Source organism: Streptomyces sp. NPDC048603, from assembly GCF_043199475.1.
GTDB lineage: Bacteria > Actinomycetota > Actinomycetes > Streptomycetales > Streptomycetaceae > Streptomyces.
This window is the reverse complement of sequence record NZ_JBICVY010000003.1, coordinates 272,936-296,650: the sequence shown is the minus strand read 5'-3', so window position 1 is coordinate 296,650 and position 23,715 is coordinate 272,936. Positions and strand designations below refer to the sequence as shown.

At 69.8% G+C, this 23,715-nt stretch carries 20 protein-coding genes and 2 tRNA genes; 9 read left to right on the top strand and 13 right to left on the bottom strand.

Going from position 1 to position 23,715, the window contains the following annotated elements; genetic code table 11:
* The first annotated feature begins 239 nt into the window (after nt 1-239).
* Complete coding sequence (locus tag ACGFQ9_RS07955) at nt 240-2,168, top strand: helix-turn-helix domain-containing protein (protein WP_393572327.1); 1,929 nt, start codon at nt 240-242, stop codon at nt 2,166-2,168.
* Here the strand turns inward: ACGFQ9_RS07955 and ACGFQ9_RS07950 are convergent.
* Entirely contained in the window at nt 2,144-3,241 is a 1,098-nt protein-coding gene (locus ACGFQ9_RS07950; protein WP_393572325.1) for an IS701 family transposase, read from the bottom strand. The genes ACGFQ9_RS07955 and ACGFQ9_RS07950 overlap by 25 nt on opposite strands.
* Nucleotides 3,242-3,493: 252 nt before the next feature.
* Nucleotides 3,494-3,566, bottom strand: a tRNA-Ala gene (locus ACGFQ9_RS07945).
* A 161-nt stretch (nt 3,567-3,727) separates the two neighbouring features.
* Between ACGFQ9_RS07945 and ACGFQ9_RS07940 the strand changes: the two genes are divergently transcribed.
* Together ACGFQ9_RS07940 and ACGFQ9_RS07935 are read left to right on the top strand one after the other, a co-directional pair.
* Nucleotides 3,728-4,276, top strand: a complete 549-nt coding sequence (locus ACGFQ9_RS07940; RefSeq protein ID WP_393572324.1) for a helix-turn-helix domain-containing protein — start codon at nt 3,728-3,730, stop codon at nt 4,274-4,276.
* A gap of 66 nt (nt 4,277-4,342) precedes the next feature.
* Complete coding sequence (locus ACGFQ9_RS07935; protein WP_393572322.1) at nt 4,343-5,668, top strand: serine/threonine-protein kinase; 1,326 nt, start codon at nt 4,343-4,345, stop codon at nt 5,666-5,668.
* A 49-nt stretch (nt 5,669-5,717) separates the two neighbouring features.
* On the opposite strand, the gene ACGFQ9_RS07930 is transcribed toward ACGFQ9_RS07935, so the two are convergent.
* The 11 genes from ACGFQ9_RS07930 to dnaA all read right to left on the bottom strand — a co-directional run bounded on the left by ACGFQ9_RS07930 (nt 5,718) and on the right by dnaA (nt 19,896).
* Nucleotides 5,718-7,037, bottom strand: coding sequence for a hypothetical protein (locus ACGFQ9_RS07930; protein ID WP_393572320.1), 1,320 nt, complete (start codon nt 7,035-7,037; stop codon nt 5,718-5,720).
* 141 nt (nt 7,038-7,178) lie between these two features.
* A complete protein-coding gene (locus ACGFQ9_RS07925) occupies nt 7,179-7,313 on the bottom strand; it encodes a DLW-39 family protein (protein ID WP_208809277.1) in 135 nt (44 codons plus the stop codon).
* A gap of 148 nt (nt 7,314-7,461) precedes the next feature.
* Nucleotides 7,462-7,535 (bottom strand) — tRNA-Ile (locus tag ACGFQ9_RS07920).
* A gap of 82 nt (nt 7,536-7,617) precedes the next feature.
* Entirely contained in the window at nt 7,618-8,217 is a 600-nt protein-coding gene (locus tag ACGFQ9_RS07915; protein WP_393572319.1) for a DUF3566 domain-containing protein, read from the bottom strand.
* A gap of 8 nt (nt 8,218-8,225) precedes the next feature.
* Nucleotides 8,226-10,814, bottom strand: coding sequence for a DNA gyrase subunit A (gene gyrA / locus ACGFQ9_RS07910; protein WP_393572317.1), 2,589 nt, complete (start codon nt 10,812-10,814; stop codon nt 8,226-8,228).
* A gap of 42 nt (nt 10,815-10,856) precedes the next feature.
* Nucleotides 10,857-12,884 carry a DNA topoisomerase (ATP-hydrolyzing) subunit B gene (gene gyrB / locus ACGFQ9_RS07905; protein WP_393572315.1) on the bottom strand — a complete coding sequence of 676 codons (2,028 nt, stop codon included), beginning with the start codon at nt 12,882-12,884 and terminating at the stop codon, nt 10,857-10,859.
* Between the two features lie 496 nt (nt 12,885-13,380).
* A complete protein-coding gene (locus ACGFQ9_RS07900) occupies nt 13,381-13,890 on the bottom strand; it encodes a DUF721 domain-containing protein (protein WP_393572996.1) in 510 nt (169 codons plus the stop codon).
* Between the two features lie 71 nt (nt 13,891-13,961).
* The gene (recF, locus tag ACGFQ9_RS07895; protein ID WP_393572314.1) at nt 13,962-15,098 is read right to left on the bottom strand and encodes a DNA replication/repair protein RecF; all 1,137 of its coding nucleotides are present in this window, start codon (nt 15,096-15,098) and stop codon (nt 13,962-13,964) included.
* 80 nt (nt 15,099-15,178) lie between these two features.
* A complete protein-coding gene (gene gnd, locus ACGFQ9_RS07890; protein ID WP_393572312.1) occupies nt 15,179-16,054 on the bottom strand; it encodes a phosphogluconate dehydrogenase (NAD(+)-dependent, decarboxylating) in 876 nt (291 codons plus the stop codon).
* A gap of 113 nt (nt 16,055-16,167) precedes the next feature.
* Nucleotides 16,168-17,298: a DNA polymerase III subunit beta gene (gene dnaN / locus ACGFQ9_RS07885; RefSeq protein WP_393572310.1), complete on the bottom strand. Its 1,131-nt coding sequence runs from the start codon at nt 17,296-17,298 to the stop codon at nt 16,168-16,170.
* Between the two features lie 897 nt (nt 17,299-18,195).
* On the bottom strand, nt 18,196-19,896 hold the full coding sequence (dnaA, locus tag ACGFQ9_RS07880) for a chromosomal replication initiator protein DnaA (RefSeq protein ID WP_393572308.1): 1,701 nt from the start codon (nt 19,894-19,896) through the stop codon (nt 18,196-18,198).
* A 379-nt stretch (nt 19,897-20,275) separates the two neighbouring features.
* Between dnaA and rpmH the strand changes: the two genes are divergently transcribed.
* From rpmH to rsmG, 6 genes are all read left to right on the top strand, one after another.
* Nucleotides 20,276-20,413, top strand: coding sequence for a 50S ribosomal protein L34 (gene rpmH, locus ACGFQ9_RS07875; protein WP_351310997.1), 138 nt, complete (start codon nt 20,276-20,278; stop codon nt 20,411-20,413).
* A gap of 19 nt (nt 20,414-20,432) precedes the next feature.
* Nucleotides 20,433-20,807 (top strand): ribonuclease P protein component, encoded by a 375-nt coding sequence (gene rnpA / locus ACGFQ9_RS07870; RefSeq protein ID WP_393572305.1) that lies wholly within the window; start codon nt 20,433-20,435, stop codon nt 20,805-20,807.
* Nucleotides 20,804-21,085 carry a membrane protein insertion efficiency factor YidD gene (gene yidD / locus ACGFQ9_RS07865; RefSeq protein ID WP_150208749.1) on the top strand — a complete coding sequence of 94 codons (282 nt, stop codon included), beginning with the start codon at nt 20,804-20,806 and terminating at the stop codon, nt 21,083-21,085. Before rnpA ends, yidD begins: the two co-directional genes overlap by 4 nt.
* Before the next feature lie 3 nt (nt 21,086-21,088).
* Complete coding sequence (yidC, locus tag ACGFQ9_RS07860) at nt 21,089-22,192, top strand: membrane protein insertase YidC (protein ID WP_393572303.1); 1,104 nt, start codon at nt 21,089-21,091, stop codon at nt 22,190-22,192.
* Between the two features lie 14 nt (nt 22,193-22,206).
* Nucleotides 22,207-22,719: a protein jag gene (locus ACGFQ9_RS07855; RefSeq protein ID WP_393572301.1), complete on the top strand. Its 513-nt coding sequence runs from the start codon at nt 22,207-22,209 to the stop codon at nt 22,717-22,719.
* A 97-nt stretch (nt 22,720-22,816) separates the two neighbouring features.
* Nucleotides 22,817-23,536 carry a 16S rRNA (guanine(527)-N(7))-methyltransferase RsmG gene (gene rsmG / locus ACGFQ9_RS07850; protein WP_393572299.1) on the top strand — a complete coding sequence of 240 codons (720 nt, stop codon included), beginning with the start codon at nt 22,817-22,819 and terminating at the stop codon, nt 23,534-23,536.
* Nucleotides 23,537-23,715: the final 179 nt, after the last annotated feature.

Here is a 23,715-nt window from a genome sequence, read left to right as displayed (position 1 = left end):
GACGCCCATCCCCAGACTGATCGGGCATCGGACGCCGCCAAAAGGTGCCCAGGCAACCACATCGCGCACACGGCCCGGTGCTCTCACCACCGCGCCCCGCTCTGACCTGGCATTCTTGAGTCAAGACCAGGTTGACCAGGCGCTGTTGGCGCGACTACGTTCGCGACCGGGCAGGCACCACAGTGGACGTCGATGGGGGACGATGCGTGATGTCGGGGAGCCGAGAGCCACATACCGGCATGTCCGAGATGCTCGAACTGCTGGCCCGTGAGGCACCCGCCGAGGAGTTCGAGCGCGTGCTGCAGACGGCCCGGAACACGGGCGCCTCGCCGGAGGACCTGGAGCGCCTGACCCGCGCCAAGGACCTCTCACTGAACATCCGCGGCCTGTTCTCCCGCCGTCAGCAGCGCGAGGCGGGCCTCAGCGCGCTCGTCGACACCGCACGCGACCTGACACATCCGTACAACCTCGACACCCTGCTCAAGGTGATCACCCGACGGGCCCGGCTGCTGCTGGGCCTCGACATGTCCTGGGTGACCTTCCACGACTTCCCCGAGCGGCGGTCCGTCGTCCGCGCCGCGGACGGCCACACCTCCTCGATCACCGTCGGCTTCGAGGTGCCCATGACCGGCGGCGTCGGCCTGCAGGCCAGGAAGCGGTCCGCGCCCTTCTGGTCGGCCGACTACCTGCACGACGACAGCTTCGTCCACTCCCAGGTGATCGACAACGTGGTCCGGGCCGAGGGCCTGCACGCGATCATGGCGGTGCCGCTCCGCCACGAGGAGAGCGAACTCGGGAACCTGTACGTGGCCGGCCGGCGCATCCGCCACTTCGACCCGGACGAGCTCTCCCTGATGAGCTCCCTCGCCGACCTCGCCGCCGTGGCCATCGAGAAGACCCGGCTGCTCGACCAGGCCCGCGACGAGGTGGCCGGTCTGGAACTCAACACCTCCCGGGCCATGGACTCCTCGGCCACCGCCAACCGGCTGCGCGATACGCACAGCCGCCTGATCGACCTCGTCCTGGAGGGCGGCGGCCTGCACGCCCTCGTCACCGAGGCCGCTCCCCTGCTCGGCGGCGGCACCCTCGCCGTACGCGACCACGCCGGCCGTACGCTCGCCGCGGTCGGCGACGCACCGGCGCCCGCCGAGGAAGCCGTCCGCGCCGCCTCACTGGACGCCCACGCCGAACGCCGCCCCGTCCGCACCCGCGCCGGGGTGTGGATCGCCCCCGCCTCGGCCGGCCAGGAAGTGCTCGGCACCCTGGTCCTCACCCCGGTCCCCGAGGACCGGGACGCCGCCCCCGACGACCTGCGCGTCCAGCTCCTCGGCCTGGTCGCCCAGGCCGCCGCACTGGTCCTGCTCATGCAGCGCAGTGCCGCGGCCGCCGAGGGACAGGTCCGCGACGAGCTCTTCAACGACCTCCTCAAGGAGGACCAGCTGCCGGCGGCCAAGCTCGCCGAACGCGCCCGCCGCCTCGGCGTGAACCTGGACGGACCGCACGTCGTGGTGGTCGCCCGCCCGGAGGGCGGCTCGCTGGGCCGCGCCGTCATCTGGGCCTCCTCGTACGCCCACCAGCACTCCGGCCTCAAGAGCGTGGAATCCGGGTCCATCGTCCTGCTGATCCCCGGCACCGACCCCGGAGCGGCCGGCAAGGCCGCCTCCCAGGAGCTGTCCACCGCCCTCAGCCACCCGGTCACGATCGGCACGGCCGGACCGGTCACCGAGCTGTCCGCGATCAGCCGCACCTACCAGGAGGCCCGCAGCTGCCTCGACGCGCTCACCGCCCTCGGCGGCAAGGGCGGCACCGCCTCACCCCGCGAGCTCGGCTTCCTCGGCCTGCTGCTGTCCGACAGCCCCAACACCGCCGAGTTCGTCAACAACACCATCGGACCGGTCCTCGACTACGACGCCCAGCAGCGCACCGACCTGGCACGCACCCTGGAGGCCTACTTCGCCTCGGCCGGCAGCCCCACCCGGGCCGCCGAGACCCTGCACGTGCACCCCAACACGGTCTCGCGCCGGCTGGAACGGATCACCGAACTCCTGGGCCCCTCCTGGCTGGAGCCGTCCCAGGCGCTGGAGGTCCAGCTGGCCCTCCAGATGCAGCGCACCCGGCGCGCGCTCCTGCGCGGCCGCCGCGATCAGGCGGGCCGGGCCTCGGGCTGAGGCACGCGGGCCCCGGCTCCGGCCCGCTCGGCCGCGCGCACCGCGTGCGCGACGGAGGCCAGGGTGGTGTGCCGGTGCCAGCCCTCGAAGGACCTGCCCTCGAAGTCCACCATGCCGACCCGGGCGGAGACCGCGCCGAAGTCGAGGGCGACCCGCCGGGTCAGCCGGGTCAGCCGCAGCAGCCGTCCCCAGGGCTCCGTGACCATCCTGGTCATCCAGCACCGCACGGGCCGGGTGCCCGCCCCGTCCCACTCGCCCAGCAGGAGCATCGGCCGCCGGGCCCCCGGCAGCCGCACCGGCACCGCCGCCACCCAGGAGGTCCGTACCGCCCGGCTCTCCGGGTCCCGCCAGGTCACCGGCCGGCGCAGGGTCCGTACGGTCCGCAGCAGCTGGTCCGCGGTGAACTCCCGGCCGCCCCCGCCCAGCAGGTCCGGTGCCGCCGGCGTCACCGGCGTGGCCCCGGACACGGACATCACGAACGGCAGGCCCGCCGCCTCGAACCGGACGGCGGCCGCCGCCGGATCGGCGTCCGGCAGGTCCAGCACCACCGGCCGGACCGGGCCCCCCGCCCAGTCCCGTACCTCCCGGGCGCCCTCCGCGACGCACTCCGGGCCGTCCCCGGACAGCAACAGCTGCCAGGAGACCGGCACGCTCACCGCCTCGTTCGCGGCCCAGAGCCCGAACGCCTGCTGGCTGTTGACCACCTGCCCCAGACTCGGCACGAACCTCCGCCGCACACCCACGGTGTGATGGCCCGTCTTGGGGATGACCACCGAGTGCGCCACCCAGGCCCGCGGCCGCAGCGTCTCCTCCAGGTGCCGTGCAAGGGCGGCCCGCACCAGGTTCCAGTCCCAGGTGGAACAGGAGATGAAGTGATGCAGGCTCTGCTCCGCCGCCCGGTCCCCCACGCAGGCCGCGATGTTGCGGATCGACTTGCGGCCGCCGGCGAGAAGCAGCCCGCGCACGTACAGCTCGCCCTTGCGGCGCTGATCGCTGCGCGGCAGCGCGGCGAAGAGCTCCGCGCAGAGCCCGGCCCGGACATCTACCGATATTTCTTCCCGTACAAGGCGCATCCCCACGATCCCCCCACCCACCGCCGGACCCCGTCTTCCCGACGGGATCCCCACGGTGCGCCCGCCCACCCCCGGCTGCCCAGGTGCCCCCGCCACACACCTGCCCCCGGCCGGTGCGCCCCCGGCCACCACGCGCGGGAAGCTCCCCGGCCCCCGGCCCGAAGCGTTCCCGCAGGCGGGGACGCACGCCGCGGACGAAACGAAAACACCCCTCCGGACCGCGTTTCAGCAGGTCAGAAGGGGTGAAAAAAGTGGAGCCTAGGGGAGTCGAACCCCTGACATCTGCCATGCAAAGACAGCGCTCTACCAACTGAGCTAAGGCCCCGAAAAACGGACGGATCCGCTACCCAGGAGGGTACGGCCATGTCCGCACACCAGACTACCGGGTTTACCCCCTGATCCCGCAAAATGATAGGGACTCCCGCCGTGCGACCACTCTCCGTAAGATGCTCGCGAGGTTCGCACCAGCGAAGGGGAGTAGCAAGAGTGGACGCAGTACAGCAAGAGGCAACCGCCAGAGCCAGAGAGCTCCAGCGCAGTTGGTACGGGGAGCCACTGGGCGCGCTCTTCCGCCGGCTCATAGATGATCTCGGCTTGAACCAGGCCCGCCTCGCTGCCGTCCTCGGACTGTCCGCGCCCATGCTTTCCCAGCTGATGAGCGGCCAGCGCGCGAAGATCGGCAACCCGGCCGTGGTCCAGCGGGTCCAGGCCCTGCAGGAGCTCGCCGGACAGGTCGCCGACGGCAGTGTGAGCGCCGCCGAGGCCACCGACCGGATGGACGAGATCAAGAAGACCCAGGGCGGTTCCGTCCTCAGCAACAGCGGCCAGACCACGACCGGTTCCGGTGCCCCGACCGTCAAGCGGGTCGTCCGCGAGATCCAGTCGCTGCTCCGGTCGGTCTCCGCCGCCGGTGACATCATCGACGCGGCGGACACCCTCGCTCCCAGCCACCCGGAACTGGCAGAGTTCCTCAGGGTCTACGGAGCCGGGCGCACCGCCGACGCGGTCGCCCACTACGAGGCGCACCAGAACTGACGCCGGCGACGGCACGGCGGCAACGGCATAGACAGCGGTAGCGGAGTACGGGGGACGGGCGCGCGGATGGGTGAGATCTTCGCCGGGCGGTACGAACTGATCGATCCGATCGGACGGGGCGGGGCCGGAGCCGTCTGGCGCGCCTGGGACCACCGGCGCCGCCGGTACGTCGCCGCCAAGGTGCTCCAGCAGAGCGACGCCCACACCCTGCTCCGCTTCGTGCGTGAACAGGCCCTTCGCATCGACCACCCGCACGTGCTGGCTCCCGCCAGCTGGGCGGCGGACGACGACAAGGTCCTGTTCACCATGGACCTGGTCAGCGGCGGTTCGCTGGGTCATGTCATCGGCGACTACGGCCCGTTGCCCCCGCGATTCGTGTGCACCCTCCTGGACCAGCTGCTGTCCGGGCTGGCGGCGGTGCACGCGGAGGGCGTCGTCCACCGCGACATCAAACCCGCCAACATCCTGATGGAGGCCACCGGTACGGGACGGCCGCACCTGCGGCTGTCCGACTTCGGCATCTCCATGCGCAAGGGCGAGCCCCGGCTGACCGAGACCAACTACGTGGTCGGCACCCCCGGTTACTTCGCCCCCGAACAACTCCTCGGCGCCGAACCGGACTTCTCCGCCGACCTGTTCGCCACCGGACTGGTCGCCCTCTACCTCCTGCAGGGCCGCAAGCCCGACTCCGAGGCCCTGGTGGACCACTTCCGCGCGTACGGCACCCCGGGCGCCCCGGAAGGGGTCCCCGCGGCGCTCTGGCAGGTCGTGGCGACGCTGCTGCAGCCGGACCCGCAGGCCCGCTTCAAGACGGCCACAGGGGCACGCAAGGCCCTTGCCGAGGCCGTGGAGCTGCTGCCCCCGGACGACCCCGGCCAGCCGCCGATCGAGGTCTTCGACCAGATCGGCCCGCTGCCGGCCGGATTCGGCCCGCAGGGACCGCAGAACACCTCGGCGGTCACCCCCGACTCCCCCACCGCGCCGGTGGTCCCGGGACAGCCCGCACCGTACGCGGCCGAGCCCACGGTGTTCTCCGCCCACCACGCGGACCCGGGCATCGATGCCGAGCCCACGCGGACCTCCGCGCAGCAGCCCCGGCCGCACCAGCCCCAGCCCCAGCTGTACGAACCCCAGCCGTACCGGGCGCAGCCGTCGGAGACGGGGAGCTTCCACCTCCCGCCGCCCACCTCACCGGCGCCCACCGCGCCGATGCACGTACCTCCGCAGCCGCCCGCGCAGGTACCCGCACAGGCAGCACCGGTCCACGCGGCCGTCCCGGCTGCCCGCCGGGAGGGTCGGGGGGCCGGCCCGTCCGGCCGGGTCACCCTGACCCTGCTGGTCTCCGCCCTGGCCTGCTACGCCGTGGGCATCTGGGCCCTCACCCGCATGTAGCGCGACTCCGGCGGCGTACGAGCCGACTTCAGGCGGCGTACGAGCCGGCTCAGGCCGCTGCCGCCGACCGCCGCGCCAGCAGCTTCCAGCCGCCCAGGACGGCGAGCAGCAGGGTGCCCGTGCCGAACCCGGCCACGGCCACCACGCCCATCGCCGAGCGGGTGTCCGCTGCCTCTGCGGCCTCCGGCGCGGTCAGCCCCTCGCGGGCCGCGGCCCGGTCGTCGTCGTCGACCCCGAGACCGGCCCCGGCCAGGCTCTCCGCGTACGCCGGCGCGGCCTTGGCCGTCCCGTCGACCTTGACCCTCATGGTCAGCTGCAGCGGGGTGTCCTGGGCCGTGAACTCGCCGACCGTCTTGTTGACCGTCACCGCCAGGTAGTACCAGCCGGCGACGCGGACCGGGCGGACAGCGTTGGTGTCCGAGAAACGGTTCTCGTACGCCACCGGGGCCAGCGGCCCGACCTCGGCCTTGGCGAGCTTCCCGTCGTACGATTCGGCGACCTCGCCCACCCTGGACCGGACCGGGTTGTAGACCTCGGTGATCAGCGCGTTCCCGGCGTACGCGGATGACTTGGTGAGCTTGCCGCCGGTCAGCTCCGTGCTGACGCTCAGCTGCTGCCCCCAGTCCACCGGCACCCGGTAGAAGAGGGTCTGCCCGGGACGCACCGAGTCGCCCCACACGCCGGTCCCGATGGCCCGGGCGTCGTTGAAGCCGGTACCGCCTTCGCGGACCACCCGCTGGTCGGACGGCGGTGCCACGGGCGCCGAGGGCCAGACGCTCGGTCCGGTCTGCGGGGCGTTGCTGCCCTTGAGTCCGGGCTCCCGCTGCACGTGGAGCTCCACCGGCCAGGCAGAGCGGTCGGAGTCCTTGGCGCTGGTCCGGGTCAGCTTCACGTAGTAGCTCGTGGCCTGCTGGCACTCGCCGTCCTCCTCCAGCCGCCGGACGGCGATGTCGGCCAGCGGCCGGGCCTGTTCGGAGGAGGAGAAGGAAACGCCGCCCGTGGGGCTGGTGCAGGACTGACCGTCGGTGTCGATCAGGTCGATCTCGATGCCGTCCCCGTAAGCGACCTTGGCCGCGCTCTTGGGGTGGGCGACCGCGCTGACGTAGACGCTGGACGCCGCGTCCAGCCGCACCTCGTAGAAGCGCGTCTGCTCCGGGGAGACGGTGTCGGCGTAGAAGCGGCCGGCCTCCAGCCGCGGCCCGAGCGCGGAGTTCGCCCCGCCCTCCACCTTCTGCGCGTCCGGACCCGTCCGGTACTCCGGTACGGGGTCAGCCCCGGCCGCGAACGCCGCACCCGGCGCGGCACCGGTCACCACCGCGCACAGGGCCGCCGCTCCGGCCGCAGCCAGCGTTCCACGGACCCGACTCATCGCACCCCACCCCATATTTACTAACGCAATCGAAATATTCGCGAACCGAAACCTTGTGCCGCGGGCGGCGCGCAGCCGCGGGGCAGCACGAAGCCCCGGGCGCATTCAAGCGGCCGGGGCTTCGCGTCACAACGTTCGGTCTCACACACCGGAGCCGGAAGGCACGGAGTCGGTGGCCTCCGTCCACAGGTCCTGCTCGGCGCGGTCCGCCTGGATCTGGCGGTACACGAGGAGCCCGCCGATGGCGGCCAGTGCGACCAGGAGAAGCTTCTTCACCGCGCGAACCTCGTCTCTCTTTGACGTAGGAGTCTTCTGCCGCCCAACAATACACACCAACCGATACCGATCGGTTATCTGGGAACGACCTTGACGACCCAACGGCAACGGCCCGGCGGAAGATATCCGCCGGGCCGTAACCGTACTGTGGGGCTAACAGGATTTGAACCTGTGGCCTCATCCTTATCAGGGATGCGCTCTAACCAACTGAGCTATAGCCCCTCCGCGCTGCGCGCTGACTCCTGAAGATTAGCGCACAGACCCGGGAGTTCCCAAATCGCTGGTCAGGGCCCTGCGAGGGGGACTACTCGTCCTCGGCGAGGGTGAGCTCCACACCGCCCACGAAGCCCGCCGAGAGGTTGTAGATGAAGGCGCCCAGCGTGGCCAGCGCCGTCATCAGGACCACGTCGATGACCGCGATCACCGAGGTGAACACGAGCACGCGCGGCAGCGACAGGAACGACTGCAGGTCGAAGCCGTTCGACTCGTTGGAACCGGTGGCCTCCGAGATGGTGCCGCCGACGGTCGAGAAGACGCCCATCGCGTCCATGACCATCCACAGCACCGCCGACGCCACGATGGTGCAGATGCCCAGCGCGATCGACAGCAGGAAACTGACCTTCATCACCGACCACGGGTCGGCCTTGGCCACCCGCAGCCGCGCCTTGCGCGTCCTGGGCGTCGTACGGGCCCCCGTGCGCGCCTTGCGCTGCGCGTCGGTGCCCGCCGGCGCCGCGTACGCCTGCGGCGGGTGGTACGGCTGAGCGGAACGCTCCTGACCGTCCGTCGCCGGCTGCGGTCCTCGGGTGTCCGTCACGGTTGTCGCCCCCTGCGCGTCCGCGGCGGGGCCACGGGCACCGCTGTCTCCGGTCATGGCCGCTCCGGCGCCCGTGGCTCCACTCACGCTTGCTCCTACTGCTCCCCGGCCGAGGGCTCCGTGCCCTCGGCGGCCTCGGTGGCCTGTCCCTCGACCGCCTCGGGCTCATCGCCCTCCTCGGCCTCCTGACCTGCCTCGGCATTGCGTGCGATACCGACGACGGCATCGCGCTTGCCCAGGTTGATCAGCTGGACGCCCATGGTGTCACGGCCGGTCTCCCTGACTTCATTGACGCGCGTACGAATCACACCTCCGCCGAGGGTGATCGCAAGGATTTCGTCGGTTTCGTCCACCACGAGCGCGCCGACGAGCGATCCGCGGTCCTCCACGATCTTGGCGGCCTTGATGCCCAGACCGCCGCGGCCCTGGACGCGGTACTCGTCGACCGGCGTCCGCTTGGCGTAGCCGCCGTCGGTCGCGGTGAAGACGAACGTACCGGGTCGGACCACGCTCATGGAGAGCAGTTCGTCGCCCTCGCGGAAACTCATGCCCTTCACGCCGGAGGTGGCACGGCCCATCGGGCGCAGTGCGTCGTCCGTCGCGGTGAACCGGATGGACTGCGCCTTCTTGCTGATCAGCAGAAGGTCGTCCTCGGCCGAGACCAGCTCCGCGCCGATCAGCTCGTCGGCGACGCCTTCGGCGCCGGTGTCCCGCAGGTTGATGGCGATGACACCACCCGAACGGGGCGAGTCGTAGTCCTTCAGCGGCGTCTTCTTCACCAGGCCGGCCTTGGTGGCCAGGATCAGGTACGGGGCCGCCTCGTAGTCGCGGATCGCCAGGATCTGCGCGATCTGCTCGTCCGGCTGGAAGGCCAGGAGGTTGGCCACGTGCTGGCCGCGGGCGTCGCGCCCGGCGTCCGGCAGCTCGTACGCCTTGGCCCGGTACACCCGGCCCTTGTTGGTGAAGAAGAGCAGCCAGTGGTGCGTGGTGGAGACGAAGAAGTGGTCGACGATGTCGTCTTCCTTCAGCTTCGTACCGCGCACGCCCTTGCCGCCGCGCCGCTGCGAGCGGTAGTCGTCGGTCTTGGTCCGCTTGACGTAGCCGCCGCGGGTGATGGTGACGACGATGTCCTCTTCGGCGATCAGGTCCTCCATGGACATGTCGCCGTCGAAGGGCACCAGCTTGGAGCGCCGGTCGTCGCCGAACTTCTCGACGATCGCCGCCAGCTCCTCGCTGACGATCGCGCGCTGCTTCTCCGGGGAGGCCAGGATCGCGTTGTACTCGTTGATCTTCGCCTGCAGCTCGTCGTGCTCGGCGACGATCTTCTGCCGCTCCAGGGCGGCGAGCCGGCGGAGCTGCATCTCCAGGATCGCGTTGGCCTGGATCTCGTCGATCTGCAGCAGGCCCATCAGGCCCTCACGGGCCACCTCGACGGTCTCGCTGCGCCGGATCAGCGCGATGACCTCGTCGATCGCGTCCAGCGCCTTCAGCAGACCGCGCAGGATGTGGGCCCGCTCCTCCGCCTTGCGCAGGCGGAACTTCGTCCGGCGGACGATGACCTCGATCTGGTGGTGCACCCAGTGGCGGATGAACGCGTCCAGCGAGAGCGTGCGCGGCACCCCGTCGACCAGGGCCAGCATGTTGGCGCCGAAGTTGGTCTGCAGGTCGGTGTGCTTGTAGAGGTTGTTGAGCACCACCTTGGCGACCGCGTCGCGCTTGAGCACGATCACCAGGCGCTGGCCGGTCCGGGAGGAGGTCTCGTCGCGGACGTCGGCGATGCCGCCGATCCGGCCGTCCTTCACCAGGTCGGCGATCTTCTGCGCGAGGTTGTCCGGGTTCGTCTGGTACGGGAGCTCGGTGACCACCAGGCACTGGCGGTTCTGGATCTCCTCGACCTCGACCACGGCGCGCATGGTGATCGAGCCGCGGCCGGTCCGGTAGGCCTCTTCGATCCCCTTGCGCCCCACCACGAGGGCGCCGGTCGGGAAGTCCGGGCCCTTGATCCGCTCGACGAGCGCGTCGAGCAGGTCCTCGTGGGACGCGTCCGGGTTGGCCAGGTACCACTGGGCGCCTTCGGCGACCTCGCGCAGGTTGTGCGGCGGGATGTTGGTGGCCATGCCGACCGCGATGCCGGCGGAGCCGTTCACCAGGAGGTTCGGGAAACGCGCCGGCAGGACCGTCGGCTCCTGGTTGCGGCCGTCGTAGTTGTCCGTGAAGTCGACGGTCTCCTCGTCGATGTCCCGGACCATCTCCATCGACAGCGGCGCCATCTTGCACTCGGTGTAGCGCATGGCGGCCGCCGGGTCGTTGCCCGGAGAGCCGAAGTTGCCGTTGGAGTCCACCAGCGGCATGCGCATCGACCACGGCTGGGCGAGGCGCACCAGGGCGTCGTAGATCGAGGAGTCGCCGTGCGGGTGGTACGTACCCATGACGTCACCGACGACGCGGGCGCACTTGTAGAAGCCCTTCTCGGGCCGGTACCCGCCGTCGTACATCGCGTACAGCACGCGCCGGTGCACCGGCTTGAGGCCGTCGCGTACGTCGGGCAGCGCGCGGGACACGATGACGGACATCGCGTAGTCGAGGTACGAGCGCTGCATCTCCGTCTCGAGCCCGACGGGCTCGATGCGCATCTGCGGTTCTTCCTCGGCGGCTTCGGTGGTGGGAGTGGTTTCGTCGGCCATTGCTGGTCTTCAGATCCTTTCAGGCGGCTCTAGGCGGCCGACTCAGATGTCGAGGAAGCGGACGTCCTTGGCGTTGCGCTGGATGAAGGAGCGCCGGGCCTCGACGTCCTCACCCATCAGCACCGAGAACAGGTCGTCGGCCTGGGCCGCGTCGTCCAGGGTGACCTGACCGAGCACGCGGTGGTCGACGTCCATGGTGGTGACGCGCAGCTCCTCGGCGTTCATCTCGCCCAGACCCTTGAAGCGCTGGATCGAGTCTTCCTTGATGCGCTTGCCGTTCTGCTTGCCGAGTTCGACCAGGGCGTCGCGCTCGCGGTCCGAGTACGCGTACTCGAAGTCGTCACGGCCCCACTTGATCTTGTACAGCGGGGGGCGGGAGAGATAGACGTGGCCGGCCTCGACCAGCGGCCGCATGAAGCGGAACAGGAAGGTCAGCAGCAGGGTGTTGATGTGCTGGCCGTCGACGTCGGCGTCCGCCATCAGGATGATCTTGTGATAGCGGAGCTTCTCGATGTCGAAGTCCTCGTGCACACCGGTGCCGAAGGCGGAGATCAGCGCCTGGATCTCGGTGTTCTGCAGGATCTTGTCGATCCGCGCCTTCTCGACGTTCAGGATCTTGCCGCGGATCGGCAGGATCGCCTGGTACATCGGGTTCCGGCCGGACTTCGCGCTGCCGCCGGCGGAGTCACCCTCGACGATGAAGATCTCGCACTTGGTCGGGTCGTTGGACTGGCAGTCCGAGAGCTTGCCGGGCAGCGAGGCGCTCTCCAGCAGACCCTTGCGGCGGGTCAGGTCGCGGGCCTTGCGGGCCGCGACGCGGGCCGTGGCGGCCTGGATGGCCTTGCGGACGATGTCCGCCGCCTCGTTCGGGTTCCGGTCGAACCAGTCGGACAGGTGCTCGTGGGCCACCTTCTGGACGAAGGTCTTCGCCTCCGTGTTGCCCAGCTTGGTCTTGGTCTGGCCCTCGAACTGCGGCTCGCCGAGCTTGACCGAGATGATCGCGGTCAGACCCTCGCGGATGTCGTCACCGGTGAGGTTGTCGTCCTTCTCGCGCAGCAGCTTCTTGTCGCGCGCGTACCGGTTGACCAGGGAGGTCAGCGCGGCGCGGAAGCCCTCCTCGTGGGTGCCGCCCTCGTGCGTGTGGATCGTGTTGGCGAAGGAGTACACGCCCTCGCTGTACTGCGAGTTCCACTGCATCGCGATCTCGACCGAGAGCATCCGCTCCTTGTCCTCGGCCTCGACGTCGATGACGGTCGGGTGGATCAGCTCACCCTTGCGCGAGTTGAGGTACTTCACGAAGTCGACGATGCCGCCCTCGTAGTGGTACCGGACGGTGCGCGCGACGGGCTCGGAGGTGTCGGACTCCGGGTCGTCGGCGCCCGCCGTGGCCTTCGCCGACTCGCGCTCGTCGGTCAGCGAGATGGTCAGGCCCTTGTTCAGGAAGGCCATCTCCTGGAAGCGCCGGGACAGCGTCTCGAAGGAGTACTCGGTGGTCTCGAAGATGTCGCCGTCGGCCCAGAAGGTCACCGAGGTGCCGTGCTCGTCGGTCTCCTCGTTCTTGGCCAGCGGGGCGGTGGGAGCACCCACCTTGTAGTCCTGGCTCCAGCGGTGGCCGTCGCGCCGGACCTCGACCGAGACCTTCGTCGACAGGGCGTTCACCACGGAGACGCCGACGCCGTGCAGACCGCCGGAGACGGCGTAGCCGCCGCCGCCGAACTTGCCGCCCGCGTGCAGCACCGTCAGGACGACCTCCAGCGCCGGCTTGCCCTCGGAGGGGACGATGTCGACCGGGATGCCTCGCCCGTTGTCGACCACGCGCACACCGCCGTCGGCCAGGATGGTCACGTCGATGGTGTCCGCGTGCCCGGCCAGCGCCTCGTCGACGGAGTTGTCGACGACCTCGTAGACGAGGTGGTGCAGGCCGCGCTCGCCGGTCGAGCCGATGTACATACCGGGCCGCTTGCGCACTGCGTCCAGGCCCTCGAGGACCTGGATGTTGCTGCCGGTGTACTGATTGTTCTCGTTGGAGTTGCCGGAATCGGCCACGAAGCGCCCTTTCTGGCACAGCACAGGCCGTTCTCCGGGCCAGCAGGCATGCAAGCAGGAGCGGCTGCGTCGATCTGCGTTGTCAGCGGTCGGTCGGCGGGATCCCGCGGACGGGAGCGCCTTCTTACCACCAGTCTACCGGTAGCGCTGACACTGATGGGGGTTTGCCGGTACCTGAGTCCGCATGTGCCGCCCTGAACCTCCCTCGCCCGACTCCCCATATTCAGACCGGGGCTCAAAGTGGCTCACGCGGGCGTTCAGAGCTTCGGCCTGTCAACCTCCGGCTACCGTGAGGGACGCCACCCGCGTGGCCGGAACCCGACGGTGCCCGGGACCGTCGGGGGAGCGGCCGGAACCCCTGCCGGAAGGGGCCGGAAACCCGCCGCGGAACGGGCCGGAAACCCGGGAGAGAGACGCCGGAGGCCTTGGGGGCAGCGGCCACCCGGCCGGACAGGCCCTAGGGGGCGTCTTGTCGATCAGGCCGGACGCCCCGAGCCCGGCGTGATCGGCGAGACACCCCCTAGTCCCAGTCGGGGCCGGTGCCCGAGCTGCCCGGTGCCCGCAGCGGCCCGTAGCGGCGCGGCCGGCCCCCCGGTCCCTGCACCTGGATCAGGCGTACGGTGCCCTGCCCGAGCTCCTTGTTCAGCTTGGCCACCAGCTGCGGGGCCAGCAGCTTCAGCTGTGCCGCCCAGGCCGAGGAGTCGCAGCGCACGGTCAGCTCGCGGTCCTCGTACTTCTCCGGCTCGCAGTGCGCGGCGATCTCCGGGCCGACGATCTCGGCCCAGCGCTCCATCACCCCGGCCACCGCGATCGGCATCTCCCAGCCGCGCTCGGTCCGCAGCCGGTCCAGCGCGGCCATCAGCGGCATCGGGTCCCGGCCGTCGGCACGGGCGCCGGACCTCAGCCGCGGCTGGCCCTGGTGCTTCTTCCCGCCCGGGCCCTGGCCGCGGGCCCGCGCCTGCTCCCGGGCGGCCGCCAGGGCCTGGCGGGCCAGGTCCACACCGGAGGGTTCGGGGTTCCGCCGCGGCACGTCCGGCTCGTGTGCGGAGCCTCCGCCGGTGCCGTTGCCCCTGCCGGTGCCCCTGTCGTTGCCGGGTCCGTTCACAACCGGGTCACCTCTCCGCCGGACACCGCGAACCGGGTGCCCACCAGCACGTCCGGAACGTCGTCGTCCACCGCCGCGGTGACCAGCACCTGCTCGCCGCCGGCCACCAGCTCCGCCAGCCGCTCCCGCCGGCGGGCGTCCAGCTCGGCGAAGACGTCGTCCAGGATCAGCACCGGCTCGCTGCCCTCCGACCGCAGCAGTTCGTAGGAGGCCAGCCGGAGCGCGAGGGCGTACGACCAGGACTCGCCGTGACTGGCGTACCCCTTGGCCGGCAGGTCGCCCAGCTTGAGCACCAGCTCGTCGCGGTGCGGGCCGACCAGGGTGACGCCCCGCTCGATCTCCTGCTTCCGGGCCGAGCCGAGCGCCTCCAGCAGCACCGTGCACAGCTGCTCACGGGTGCTGTGGACAGCGAGGTCCAGGTCCTCGCCCGCCGAGCTCCGGTAGGCCAGGCCCAGCGGGCCGCCGCCGGGCGCCAGCTGCTCGTACGCCTTGTCCGCGAGCGGGCGCAGGATGCCGATCAGGTCCATCCGCTGGGCGAGCAGCTCCGCCCCGGCCCGCGCCAGGTGCTGGTCCCACACGTCGAGGGTGGACAGGTCCATGGACCGGCCGCCGTGCCGGCGCGCCATCGCCGCGGACTTCAGCAGGGTGTTCCGCTGCTTGAGCACCCGCTCGTAGTCGGACCGGACCCCGGCCATCCGGGGCGACCGGGCGGTGATCAGCTCGTCCAGGAACCGCCGCCGCTCCCCCGGGTCGCCCTTCACCAGCGCCAGGTCCTCGGGGGCGAACAGCACCGTCCGTACGATCCCCAGCACGTCCCGGGGCCTGACCTGCGAGGACCGGTTGATGCGGGCCCGGTTCGCGCGGCCGGGGTTGAGCTCCAGCTCGACCAGCTGCTGCCGGTCGCCCTGGCGCACGGCGGCCCGGATCACGGCCCGGTCGGCGCCCATCCGGACCAGCGGGGCGTCCGAGGCGACCCGGTGGCTGCCGAGGGTCGCCAGATAGCCGATCGCCTCGACCAGGTTCGTCTTGCCCTGGCCGTTGGGGCCCACGAAAGCGGTGACGCCCGGGTCGAGGGGGACCTCGGCCCGGGCGTACGAGCGGAAGTCGGCCAGCGACAGGTGCGAGACATGCATGGCGACGCCGACCTCCCCCGGCTACCTCTGGTACTGCAGGCGGTGCAGATGTTGCTGGTGTTGCGGGTACTGCTGAGTCGTTACTTCTTCTCGACCGCGTGGCCGCCGAACTGGTTGCGCAGCGCCGCGATCATCTTCATCTGCGGGGAGTCCTCCTGACGGGAGGCGAACCGTGCGAAGAGGGAGGCGGTGATCGCGGGCAGCGGGACCGCGTTGTCGATCGCGGCCTCCACCGTCCAGCGGCCCTCGCCGGAGTCCTGTGCGAAGCCCTTGAGCCCGTCGAGGTGCTCGTCCTCGTCCAGCGCGTTGACCGCCAGGTCCAGCAGCCAGGAGCGGATCACCGTGCCCTGCTGCCAGGAGCGGAACACCTCGCGGACGTCGGTGACCGAGTCCACCTTCTCGAGCAGCTCCCAGCCCTCGGCGTAGGCCTGCATCATGGCGTACTCGATGCCGTTGTGGACCATCTTCGCGAAGTGGCCGGCGCCGACCTTGCCGGCGTGCACCGAGCCGAAGTCGCCTTCGGGCTTGAGGGCGTCGAAGACCGGCTGCACCCGGGCGACGTGCTCCTCGGCACCGCCGTACATCAGGGCGTAGCCGTTCTCCAGGCCCCAGACACCGCCGGAGACGCCGCAGTCGACGAAGCCGATGCCCTTGGCCGCCAGCTCGGCGGCGTGCTTCTCGTCGTCGGTCCAGCGGGAGTTGCCGCCGTCGACCACGATGTCACCGGGCGACAGCAGCTCGGCCAGCTCGTCGATGGTGGACTGGGTGGCCGCTCCGGCGGGGACCATCACCCAGACCACCCGCGGACCCTTCAGCTTGCCCACAAGCTCTTCCAGGCTGTGGACATCGGCGAGGTCCGGGTTGCGGTCGTATCCGATGACGGTGTGGCCTGCGCGGCGGATGCGCTCGCGCATGTTGCCGCCCATCTTGCCGAGACCGACGAGACCGAGCTCCATCAGGTTGATTCCTTAAGTGTGTGCGGATCCGTACCCGCGTCCGAGCCTACGCCCGGACGCGGACGCACACCTTCCCCCGGGCTCCGCCCGGGGGCCCGGGGTATCCCCAGGGGTCAGCCGGACAGCCGCACCGGCATGATCAGGTACTTGTACGACTCGTCCGCCTCGGCGTCCACCGCCGGGCGGCCGCTGAGCAGGGCCGGCTTGGTCGAGGTCGTGAAGGACAGCTGGGCTGCGGGGGAGCCGATCGCGTTCAGGCCCTCCAGCAGGAAGGTCGGGTTGAAGGCGATCGAGATGTCGTCGCCCTCCAGCTGGGCGTCGACCCTTTCCACAGCCTGTGCATCGTCGGACGAACCGGCCTCGAGGATCAGTACACCCTGCTCGAAGCTCAGCCGGACCGGCGTGTTCCGCTCGGCCACCAGGGCGACGCGCTTGACGGCCTCGATGAACGGGGCGGTCTCGATCACCGCGACCGAGTTGAACTCGGTCGGGAAGAGCGTCCGGTACTTGGGGAGGTCGCCCTCCAGCAGGCGGGTGGTGGTGCGGCGGCCGGCGCCCTCGAAGCCGATCAGGCCCTCGCCCGCGCCGGAGCCGGACAGCGCCAGGGTGACCGAGTCACCGCTGCCCAGCGAGTTGGCGATCTCGGCCAGGGTCTTGGCGGGCACCAGGGCCACGGCGGAGGCGTCCGGGTTCTCCGGCTTCCACAGGAACTCGCGGACGGCGAAGCGGTAGCGGTCGGTGGAGGCCAGGGTGACGCGGTCGCCCTCGATCTCGATCCGCACACCGGTGAGCACGGGCAGGGTGTCGTCACGGCCGGCGGCGGTGACCACCTGCTTGGCCGCGGCGGCGAAGACCTCGCCCGGGACGGTGCCGGTGGCGGTGGGCATCTGCGGCAGCGCCGGGTACTCCTCCACAGGCAGGGTGTGGAGGGTGAAACGGGAGGAGCCGCAGACCACGGTCACCCGTACACCGTCTGTGGAAATCTCCACCGGCCGGTTGGGGAGGGCGCGGCAGATGTCGGCGAGGAGCCGGCCGGAGACCAGGACCGTGCCGTCCTCCTCCACGTCCGCCTCGATGGAGACGCGCGCCGAGACCTCGTAGTCGAACCCGGAGAGGCTGAGCGTGCCGTCCTCCGCCTTCAGCAGAAGGCCCGCGAGAACGGGCACCGGCGGCCGGGCCGGGAGGCTACGGGCCGCCCACGCCACCGCCTCCGCGAGTACATCGCGCTCCACCCGGATCTTCACCGGAAACCGCCTCCTGCTGTTGCTGGCCTTCGTCGTCGGCTCGATGCCGGAGACCAGTCTGACGTACGGCGCCGACAGTCGGTGCTGCCGCCCGTCAAATCGGGAGCGCGGTGTCGGGAGAGCCGATCACCGAGTTGTGCACAGGACCTGCTTGAAAACCGAATCCGGCCTAACTGTCTATGGGAGTAGTAGTAGGGCCTGTGGATACGGTGGATAACTCGATTTTCGCAGGTCAGCAACTGTTTTTTATCCACCGGGCCTGTGGGTGGAGCCGGTGGACAACCGGGGGTATCTGTGGAGAACAGAAAGTTCTGCACAGGCCGTCCACAGAGGAGGCCCACTGGTCCACAGCTGTGTCCCCAGTTTTCCCCGAGTACTCCACAGCCCAAACGTCCTCATCGGTGTGACGCCTTTCACTCGACCCGGTGACAGGGGGGCTCCCGTTGCCGAACAGTGGACAAGGATGTGGACGGCAGGGGCGATCCTGTGCACAGAGCTCCCGAAGCTGTGGATTGCCTGGGGACAGTCCCGGGGACAGTCCTGTGGACAACGAGTTCGTCCACAGCCTGTGGATCACGGAAGTTCACAATTCCACAGGGCGCTGACCTCGCCTGATGGTCTTTCAGCAGGGTCCCCTGTGGACAGGATGTGGGCAACCACAGGAGTCCCCAGTCTGTGGACGGCACAAAGTCGCCGAATCTGTGGATAAGTTGGCTTCAAGGGGGCGTATTCGAACAGGTGAGAGGCGCGCGGTCGAGTAAGTGCGCCCCCTGTTTGGACCGTTCACGCCCCTGCGGATGGCCCACAGCCGTCCGGCATACGCCGAAAGGGCGCCTCCGGACGGATCCGGAGGCGCCCCTGGGGACGGATGCACAGCCCTGTGGAAGAGCCTGCGCGTCAGCCGTTCTTGATGCGGTTGGTGAGCTCGGTGACCTGGTTGTAGATGGACCGGCGCTCGGCCATCAGGGCGCGGATCTTGCGGTCGGCGTGCATGACCGTGGTGTGGTCACGGCCGCCGAACTGGGCACCGATCTTCGGCAGCGACAGGTCGGTCAGCTCACGGCACAGGTACATGGCGATCTGCCGGGCCGTCACCAGCACCCGGCTGCGCGAGGAACCGCACAGGTCCTCCACGTTGAGGCCGAAGTAGTCGGCGGTGGCCGCCATGATGTCGGTGGCGGTGATCTCCGGCGCCGTGTCCTCGCCGCCGCCGGGGATCAGGTTCTTCAGCACGTCCTCGGTCAGCCCCACGTCCACGGGCTGCCGGTTCAGGCTCGCGAAGGCGGTGACCCGGATCAGCGCGCCCTCCAGCTCGCGGATGTTCCGCGAGATCCGGGAGGCGATGAACTCCAGTACCTCCGGCGGGGCGTTGAGCTGCTCCTGGACGGCCTTCTTGCGGAGGATCGCGATGCGGGTCTCCAGCTCGGGCGGCTGGACGTCGGTGATCAGGCCCCACTCGAAGCGGTTCCGCAGCCGGTCCTCCAGGGTCACCAGCTGCTTGGGCGGCCGGTCGGAGGACAGCACGATCTGCTTGTTGGCGTTGTGGAGCGTGTTGAAGGTGTGGAAGAACTCCTCCTGCGTCGACTCCTTGCTCGCCAGGAACTGGATGTCGTCGACCAGCAGGATGTCCATCTCGCGGTAGCGCTTGCGGAACGCGTCGCCCTTGCCGTCGCGGATGGAGTTGATGAACTCGTTGGTGAACTCCTCGGAGCTCACGTAGCGCACCCGGGTGCCGGGGTAGAGGCTCCGCGCGTAGTGCCCGATGGCGTGCAGCAGGTGGGTCTTGCCGAGGCCGGACTCGCCGTAGATGAACAGCGGGTTGTACGCCTTGGCCGGCGCCTCGGCGACGGCGACCGCGGCCGCGTGCGCGAAGCGGTTCGAGGCACCGATGACGAAGGTGTCGAACAGGTACTTGGGGTTCAGCCGGGCGGTCGGCTCCAGCGGTCCGGACGAGGACCCGCCGGACGGGGCCGGGGGCGCCGCGGGGCCGGTCCGGCCGGGTGCCGGCAGCTGTGGCTGCTGGTCGTAGCCGCCCTGGTCGTACGGGGGCGGCTCGTACGGGGAGGGCTCGTAGGAGGGCGGCTCGTACCCGTTGTCCGGCTGCTGGAGGTAGCCGGGCTGCGGGGAGGCGTACGGGTCGCGCTCGGGGTAGCCGCCGAGGCGGGGCTGCTGCCAGCCGGGCCAGGCGCCGGGCTCGGGGCGCGGCTGCTGGTAGTCCGGGTAGGCGGGCCGGGCGGTGGGATGCTGGTCGCCGTAGGACTCGCGCTGGTCGCCGTACGGCTCGCGCTGCTGGTTCACCGGCGGGGCCGGCGGCGCGGAGTCGCCGGCGGAGTCGTCGACGGTGATCGCGATCCGGATCGGGCGGCCGCACTCCCGGCTCAGGGTGTCACTGATGAGCGGGGCCAGGCGGCCCTCCAGGACGCGCTTGCCCCATTCGTTGGGCACGGCGAGGAGAGCGGTGTCGGCGACCAGCGCGAGTGGCTGGCAGCGCTCGATCCACTGCTTGTCCTTGGGCTCGATGCCGCTCTGACCTTCCCCGAGGAGCGTCTCCAGCACTCGTGGCCACACTGCGGCAAGATCGGCAGGTACGTCAGCCACAGAGCACGCTCTCTCACAGGTCCCACGAATGTGTGGTTCTTCGGGACGGTCGGGACAAAAAAATCCGGGATCAGGCAACGGTAGTCAGCGTGACGGGTAGGGTTCAAGTCGTTGTCCACAGGCTGTGCACAGCTGAGCCCCGTGGATGGCCGTCATCGGCTCGGTTTGACCGGATGGCGTAGCCCCGCGTACCGTAACGAGGTCGAGTTGTCGATGGCTGCTGCCGCCTGCCTACCGATGGGCGCAGATCACTCCGTGTGATCGTTCAGCGGTGTCCACTCGGGCGATCACGCGAAGTTCCTCGTGGGCGCACGGTGACAGCCAACGGTGACAGCCAGGCGGTGTACCGCCAGCCCGATTCATTCTCTGGAGCCCTCGAGTGAGCAAGCGCACCTTCCAGCCGAACAACCGTCGTCGCGCCAAGACCCACGGTTTCCGCCTGCGGATGCGGACCCGCGCCGGCCGCGCGATCCTCGCCGCCCGCCGTGGCAAGGGCCGCGCCACCCTGTCCGCCTGATCACACAGGTCATGACGTCGTGCTGTCTCCCGATCATCGGCTGAGGCGGCGCGAGGACTTCGCGAACGCGGTACGCCGAGGCCGCCGGGCAGGGCGCCCGCTCCTCGTCGTTCACCTACGTACCAGCGGTGCAACGGACCCGCACGAGCCGGGGGAGAATGCTTCCCCGACGCGTGCGGGTTTCGTCGTCAGCAAGGCCGTGGGCGGTGCCGTGGTGCGCAACAAGGTCAAGCGCAGACTGCGCCACCTGATGCGCGATCGGCTGTCCGCGCTGCCCGCCGGTAGCCTGGTGGTGGTACGGGCGCTGCCCGGATCGGGTGACGCCGGTGCCGAGGAACTGGCCCGGGACCTGGATGCCGCCGTGGCGCGGCTGCTGGGAGGCGTGGCTCGATGAAGTACCCGCTGCTCGCATTGATCAAGCTGTACCAGTGGACGATCAGTCCGCTGCTCGGGCCGGTGTGCCGCTACTACCCCTCGTGTTCGCACTACGGGTACACGGCCATCGACCGGCATGGTGCGGTGAAGGGAACGGCCCTGACCGCCTGGCGGATCCTGCGGTGCAATCCGTGGTCCCCCGGCGGTGTGGACCATGTCCCACCTCGTAAACGCCCGCGTTGGCACGAGCAGCTGCGCAGTGCGTTGCGTCGACCTCGCAATGCTCAAGGAGCCTGATTAGTGGACACGATCGCCGGTCTGTTCAGTTTCATCACCACACCCGTCTCATGGATCATCGTCCAGTTCCACAAGCTGTACGGTGCGCTCTTCGGGGCGGACAGTGGGTGGGCCTGGGGCCTGTCCATCGTGTCCCTGGTGATCCTCATCCGTATCTGCCTGATCCCGCTGTTCGTGAAGCAGATCAAGGCGACGCGCGGCATGCAGGCGCTCCAGCCGAAGATGAAGGCGATCCAGGAGCGCTACAAGAACGACAAGCAGCGCCAGTCCGAAGAGATGATGAAGCTGTACAAGGAGACGGGTACCAACCCGCTCTCCTCGTGCCTCCCCATCCTGGCGCAGTCGCCGTTCTTCTTCGCCCTCTACCACGTGCTGGCGAACATCGCCAACGGCAAGGAAATCGGCGTCCTCGACCAGCAGCTGGTCGACAGCGCCCGCTCGGCACAGATCTTCGGCGCGCCGATCGCGGCCAAGTTCACGGACAGCTCGGAGAAGGTCGCCGCGCTGGGTGCCTCGCTGACGGATGTCCGGATCGTGACCGCGGTCATGATCATCCTGATGTCGCTGTCGCAGTTCTACACCCAGCGTCAGCTGATGCAGAAGAACGTCGACCTCACGGTCAAGACGCCGTTCATGCAGCAGCAGAAGATGCTGATGTACATCTTCCCGGTGATCTTCGCGGTCATGGGCATCAACTTCCCCGTCGGCGTCCTCGTCTACTGGCTGACCACCAACGTCTGGACCATGGGTCAGCAGATGTACGTGATCAACCAGAACCCGACGCCGGGCAGCAAGGCCCAGGACCAGTACCTGACGCGACTGCTGAAGAACGTCATCTCGCACGGTGAGGTCAAGAGCCGGGGCAAGAAGAAGATCGTCGCCGCGATCGTGGCCAAGGGCCCGGACCGCAACGACAACGAGCGCAAGTTCATCGCGGCGCTCACCAAGCAGGGTCTGGCCGCGCAGGCGGACGGCTCCGTGATCAAGAGCGTCGAGGCGACGGTGGACGCGGACGCGGCGAGCGGTGGTGCGGCCAAGCGGCAGCAGCCCAAGCGCCAGTCGAAGTCCCAGCGCCAGACGCCCGGCAAGCCCTCGTCCAAGAAGTAAGAAGGAGTCACCCCGTGACGGAAGGCACCACCTCCGCCGCTGCCGAGGCCGGCGACACCCTCACCCGCCTCGAGCAGGAGGGCGAGATCGCGGCCGACTACCTCGAGGGTCTGCTGGACATCGCCGACCTGGATGGCGACATCGACATGGACGTCGAGGCCGATCGCGCCTCGGTGTCGATCGTCAGCGACTCGTCCAGCCGGGACCTGCAGAAGCTCGTCGGCCGTGACGGTGAGGTCCTGGAGGCCCTCCAGGAGCTGACCCGGCTCGCCGTGCACCGGGAGACCGGGGACCGCAGCCGCCTGATGCTGGACATCGCCGGGTTCCGGGCGAAGAAGCGCGAGCAGCTCGCGGCGCTCGGTGCGAAGACGGCCGCCGAGGTCAAGGCCTCCGGTGAGCCGGCCAAGCTCGCGCCGATGACGCCGTTCGAGCGGAAGGTCGTCCACGACGCCGTGGCGGCCGCGGGTCTGCGCAGTGAGTCCGAGGGCGAGGAGCCGCAGCGCTACGTCGTCGTGCTCCCCGCCTGATCGATTGCATATTGTTCCTCGGCCCCGTCTGTGTCGCAGACGGGGCCGAAGTTTGTCAGCCTGATAACTCAGAATGCGGTACGGAAGGACGGTTCTCGTGACGGAAGCAGCATCGGAGCTTCCCCCGGCGCCCGAACAGGCGCGCGCGGTGTTCGGTGAGCGTTTCCCGGAGGCTGTCCGGTACGCGGAGCTGTTGGCGGACGCGGGCGTGAAGCGGGGCCTGATCGGGCCCCGTGAGGTGCCCCGTCTGTGGGAGCGGCACCTGCTGAACTGCGCGGTGCTGGCCGAGGCGGTCCCCCAGGGAGTGACCGTCTGTGACGTGGGCTCGGGAGCCGGCCTGCCGGGTATCCCGCTGGCCCTGGTCCGCCCCGACCTGAAGATCACGCTGCTGGAACCGCTGCTGCGGCGGACCACCTTCCTCCAGGAAGTGGTCGAGCTGCTGGGGCTGGACCATGTGACGGTGGTGCGCGGTCGCGCCGAGGAGATGCTGGGCAAGCTGCAGCCGGTGCACGTGGTCACCGCGCGGGCGGTGGCTCCGCTGGACCGGCTCGCGACCTGGGGCGTGCCGCTGCTCCGCCCGTACGGGGAGATGCTGGCGCTGAAGGGCGACACCGCGGAGGAGGAACTGGTGGCGGCCAAGGCGGCGCTGACCAAGCTCGGTGTGGTGAAGACCTCGGTGCTCCACGTCGGCGAGGGCGTGGTCGATCCGCTCTCCACACTGGTCCGGGTGGAGGTCGGCGAGAGCCCCGGCGGTGTCCGGTTCGCGGCGAAGCGGGCCAAGGCGGCGCGGACGGGACGGGCCCGACGCCGGCGCTGAATGCCCGGCTGGTCCCTGTTGGTCTGGCTTTCGGAGTGTCGTGGCCGGCAGGGGACCCTGCCCGTGCATCGTGTTTCACGTGAAACGTCGCTCGCTGTTGCACGGGATCTTCAGCCGGATGTCCACAACGGTGGATTCATCCACAGGAGTACCGGCCCCGCTGGTTCGCGACCCCGATG

Excerpts from the sequence above, each read along its gene's own strand:
- ACGFQ9_RS07955 (WP_393572327.1), top strand. The coding sequence starts at position 240 with ATGTCCGAGATGCTCGAACTGCTGGCCCGTGAGGCACCCGCCGAGGAG.
- ACGFQ9_RS07950 (WP_393572325.1), bottom strand. The coding sequence starts at position 3,241 with ATGCGCCTTGTACGGGAAGAAATATCGGTAGATGTCCGGGCCGGGCTC.
- ACGFQ9_RS07935 (WP_393572322.1), top strand. The coding sequence starts at position 4,343 with ATGGGTGAGATCTTCGCCGGGCGGTACGAACTGATCGATCCGATCGGA.
- ACGFQ9_RS07930 (WP_393572320.1), bottom strand. The coding sequence starts at position 7,037 with ATGAGTCGGGTCCGTGGAACGCTGGCTGCGGCCGGAGCGGCGGCCCTG.
- gyrA (WP_393572317.1), bottom strand. The coding sequence starts at position 10,814 with ATGGCCGACGAAACCACTCCCACCACCGAAGCCGCCGAGGAAGAACCG.
- recF (WP_393572314.1), bottom strand. The coding sequence starts at position 15,098 with ATGCATGTCTCGCACCTGTCGCTGGCCGACTTCCGCTCGTACGCCCGG.
- gnd (WP_393572312.1), bottom strand. The coding sequence starts at position 16,054 with ATGGAGCTCGGTCTCGTCGGTCTCGGCAAGATGGGCGGCAACATGCGC.
- yidD (WP_150208749.1), top strand. The coding sequence starts at position 20,804 with ATGAAGTACCCGCTGCTCGCATTGATCAAGCTGTACCAGTGGACGATC.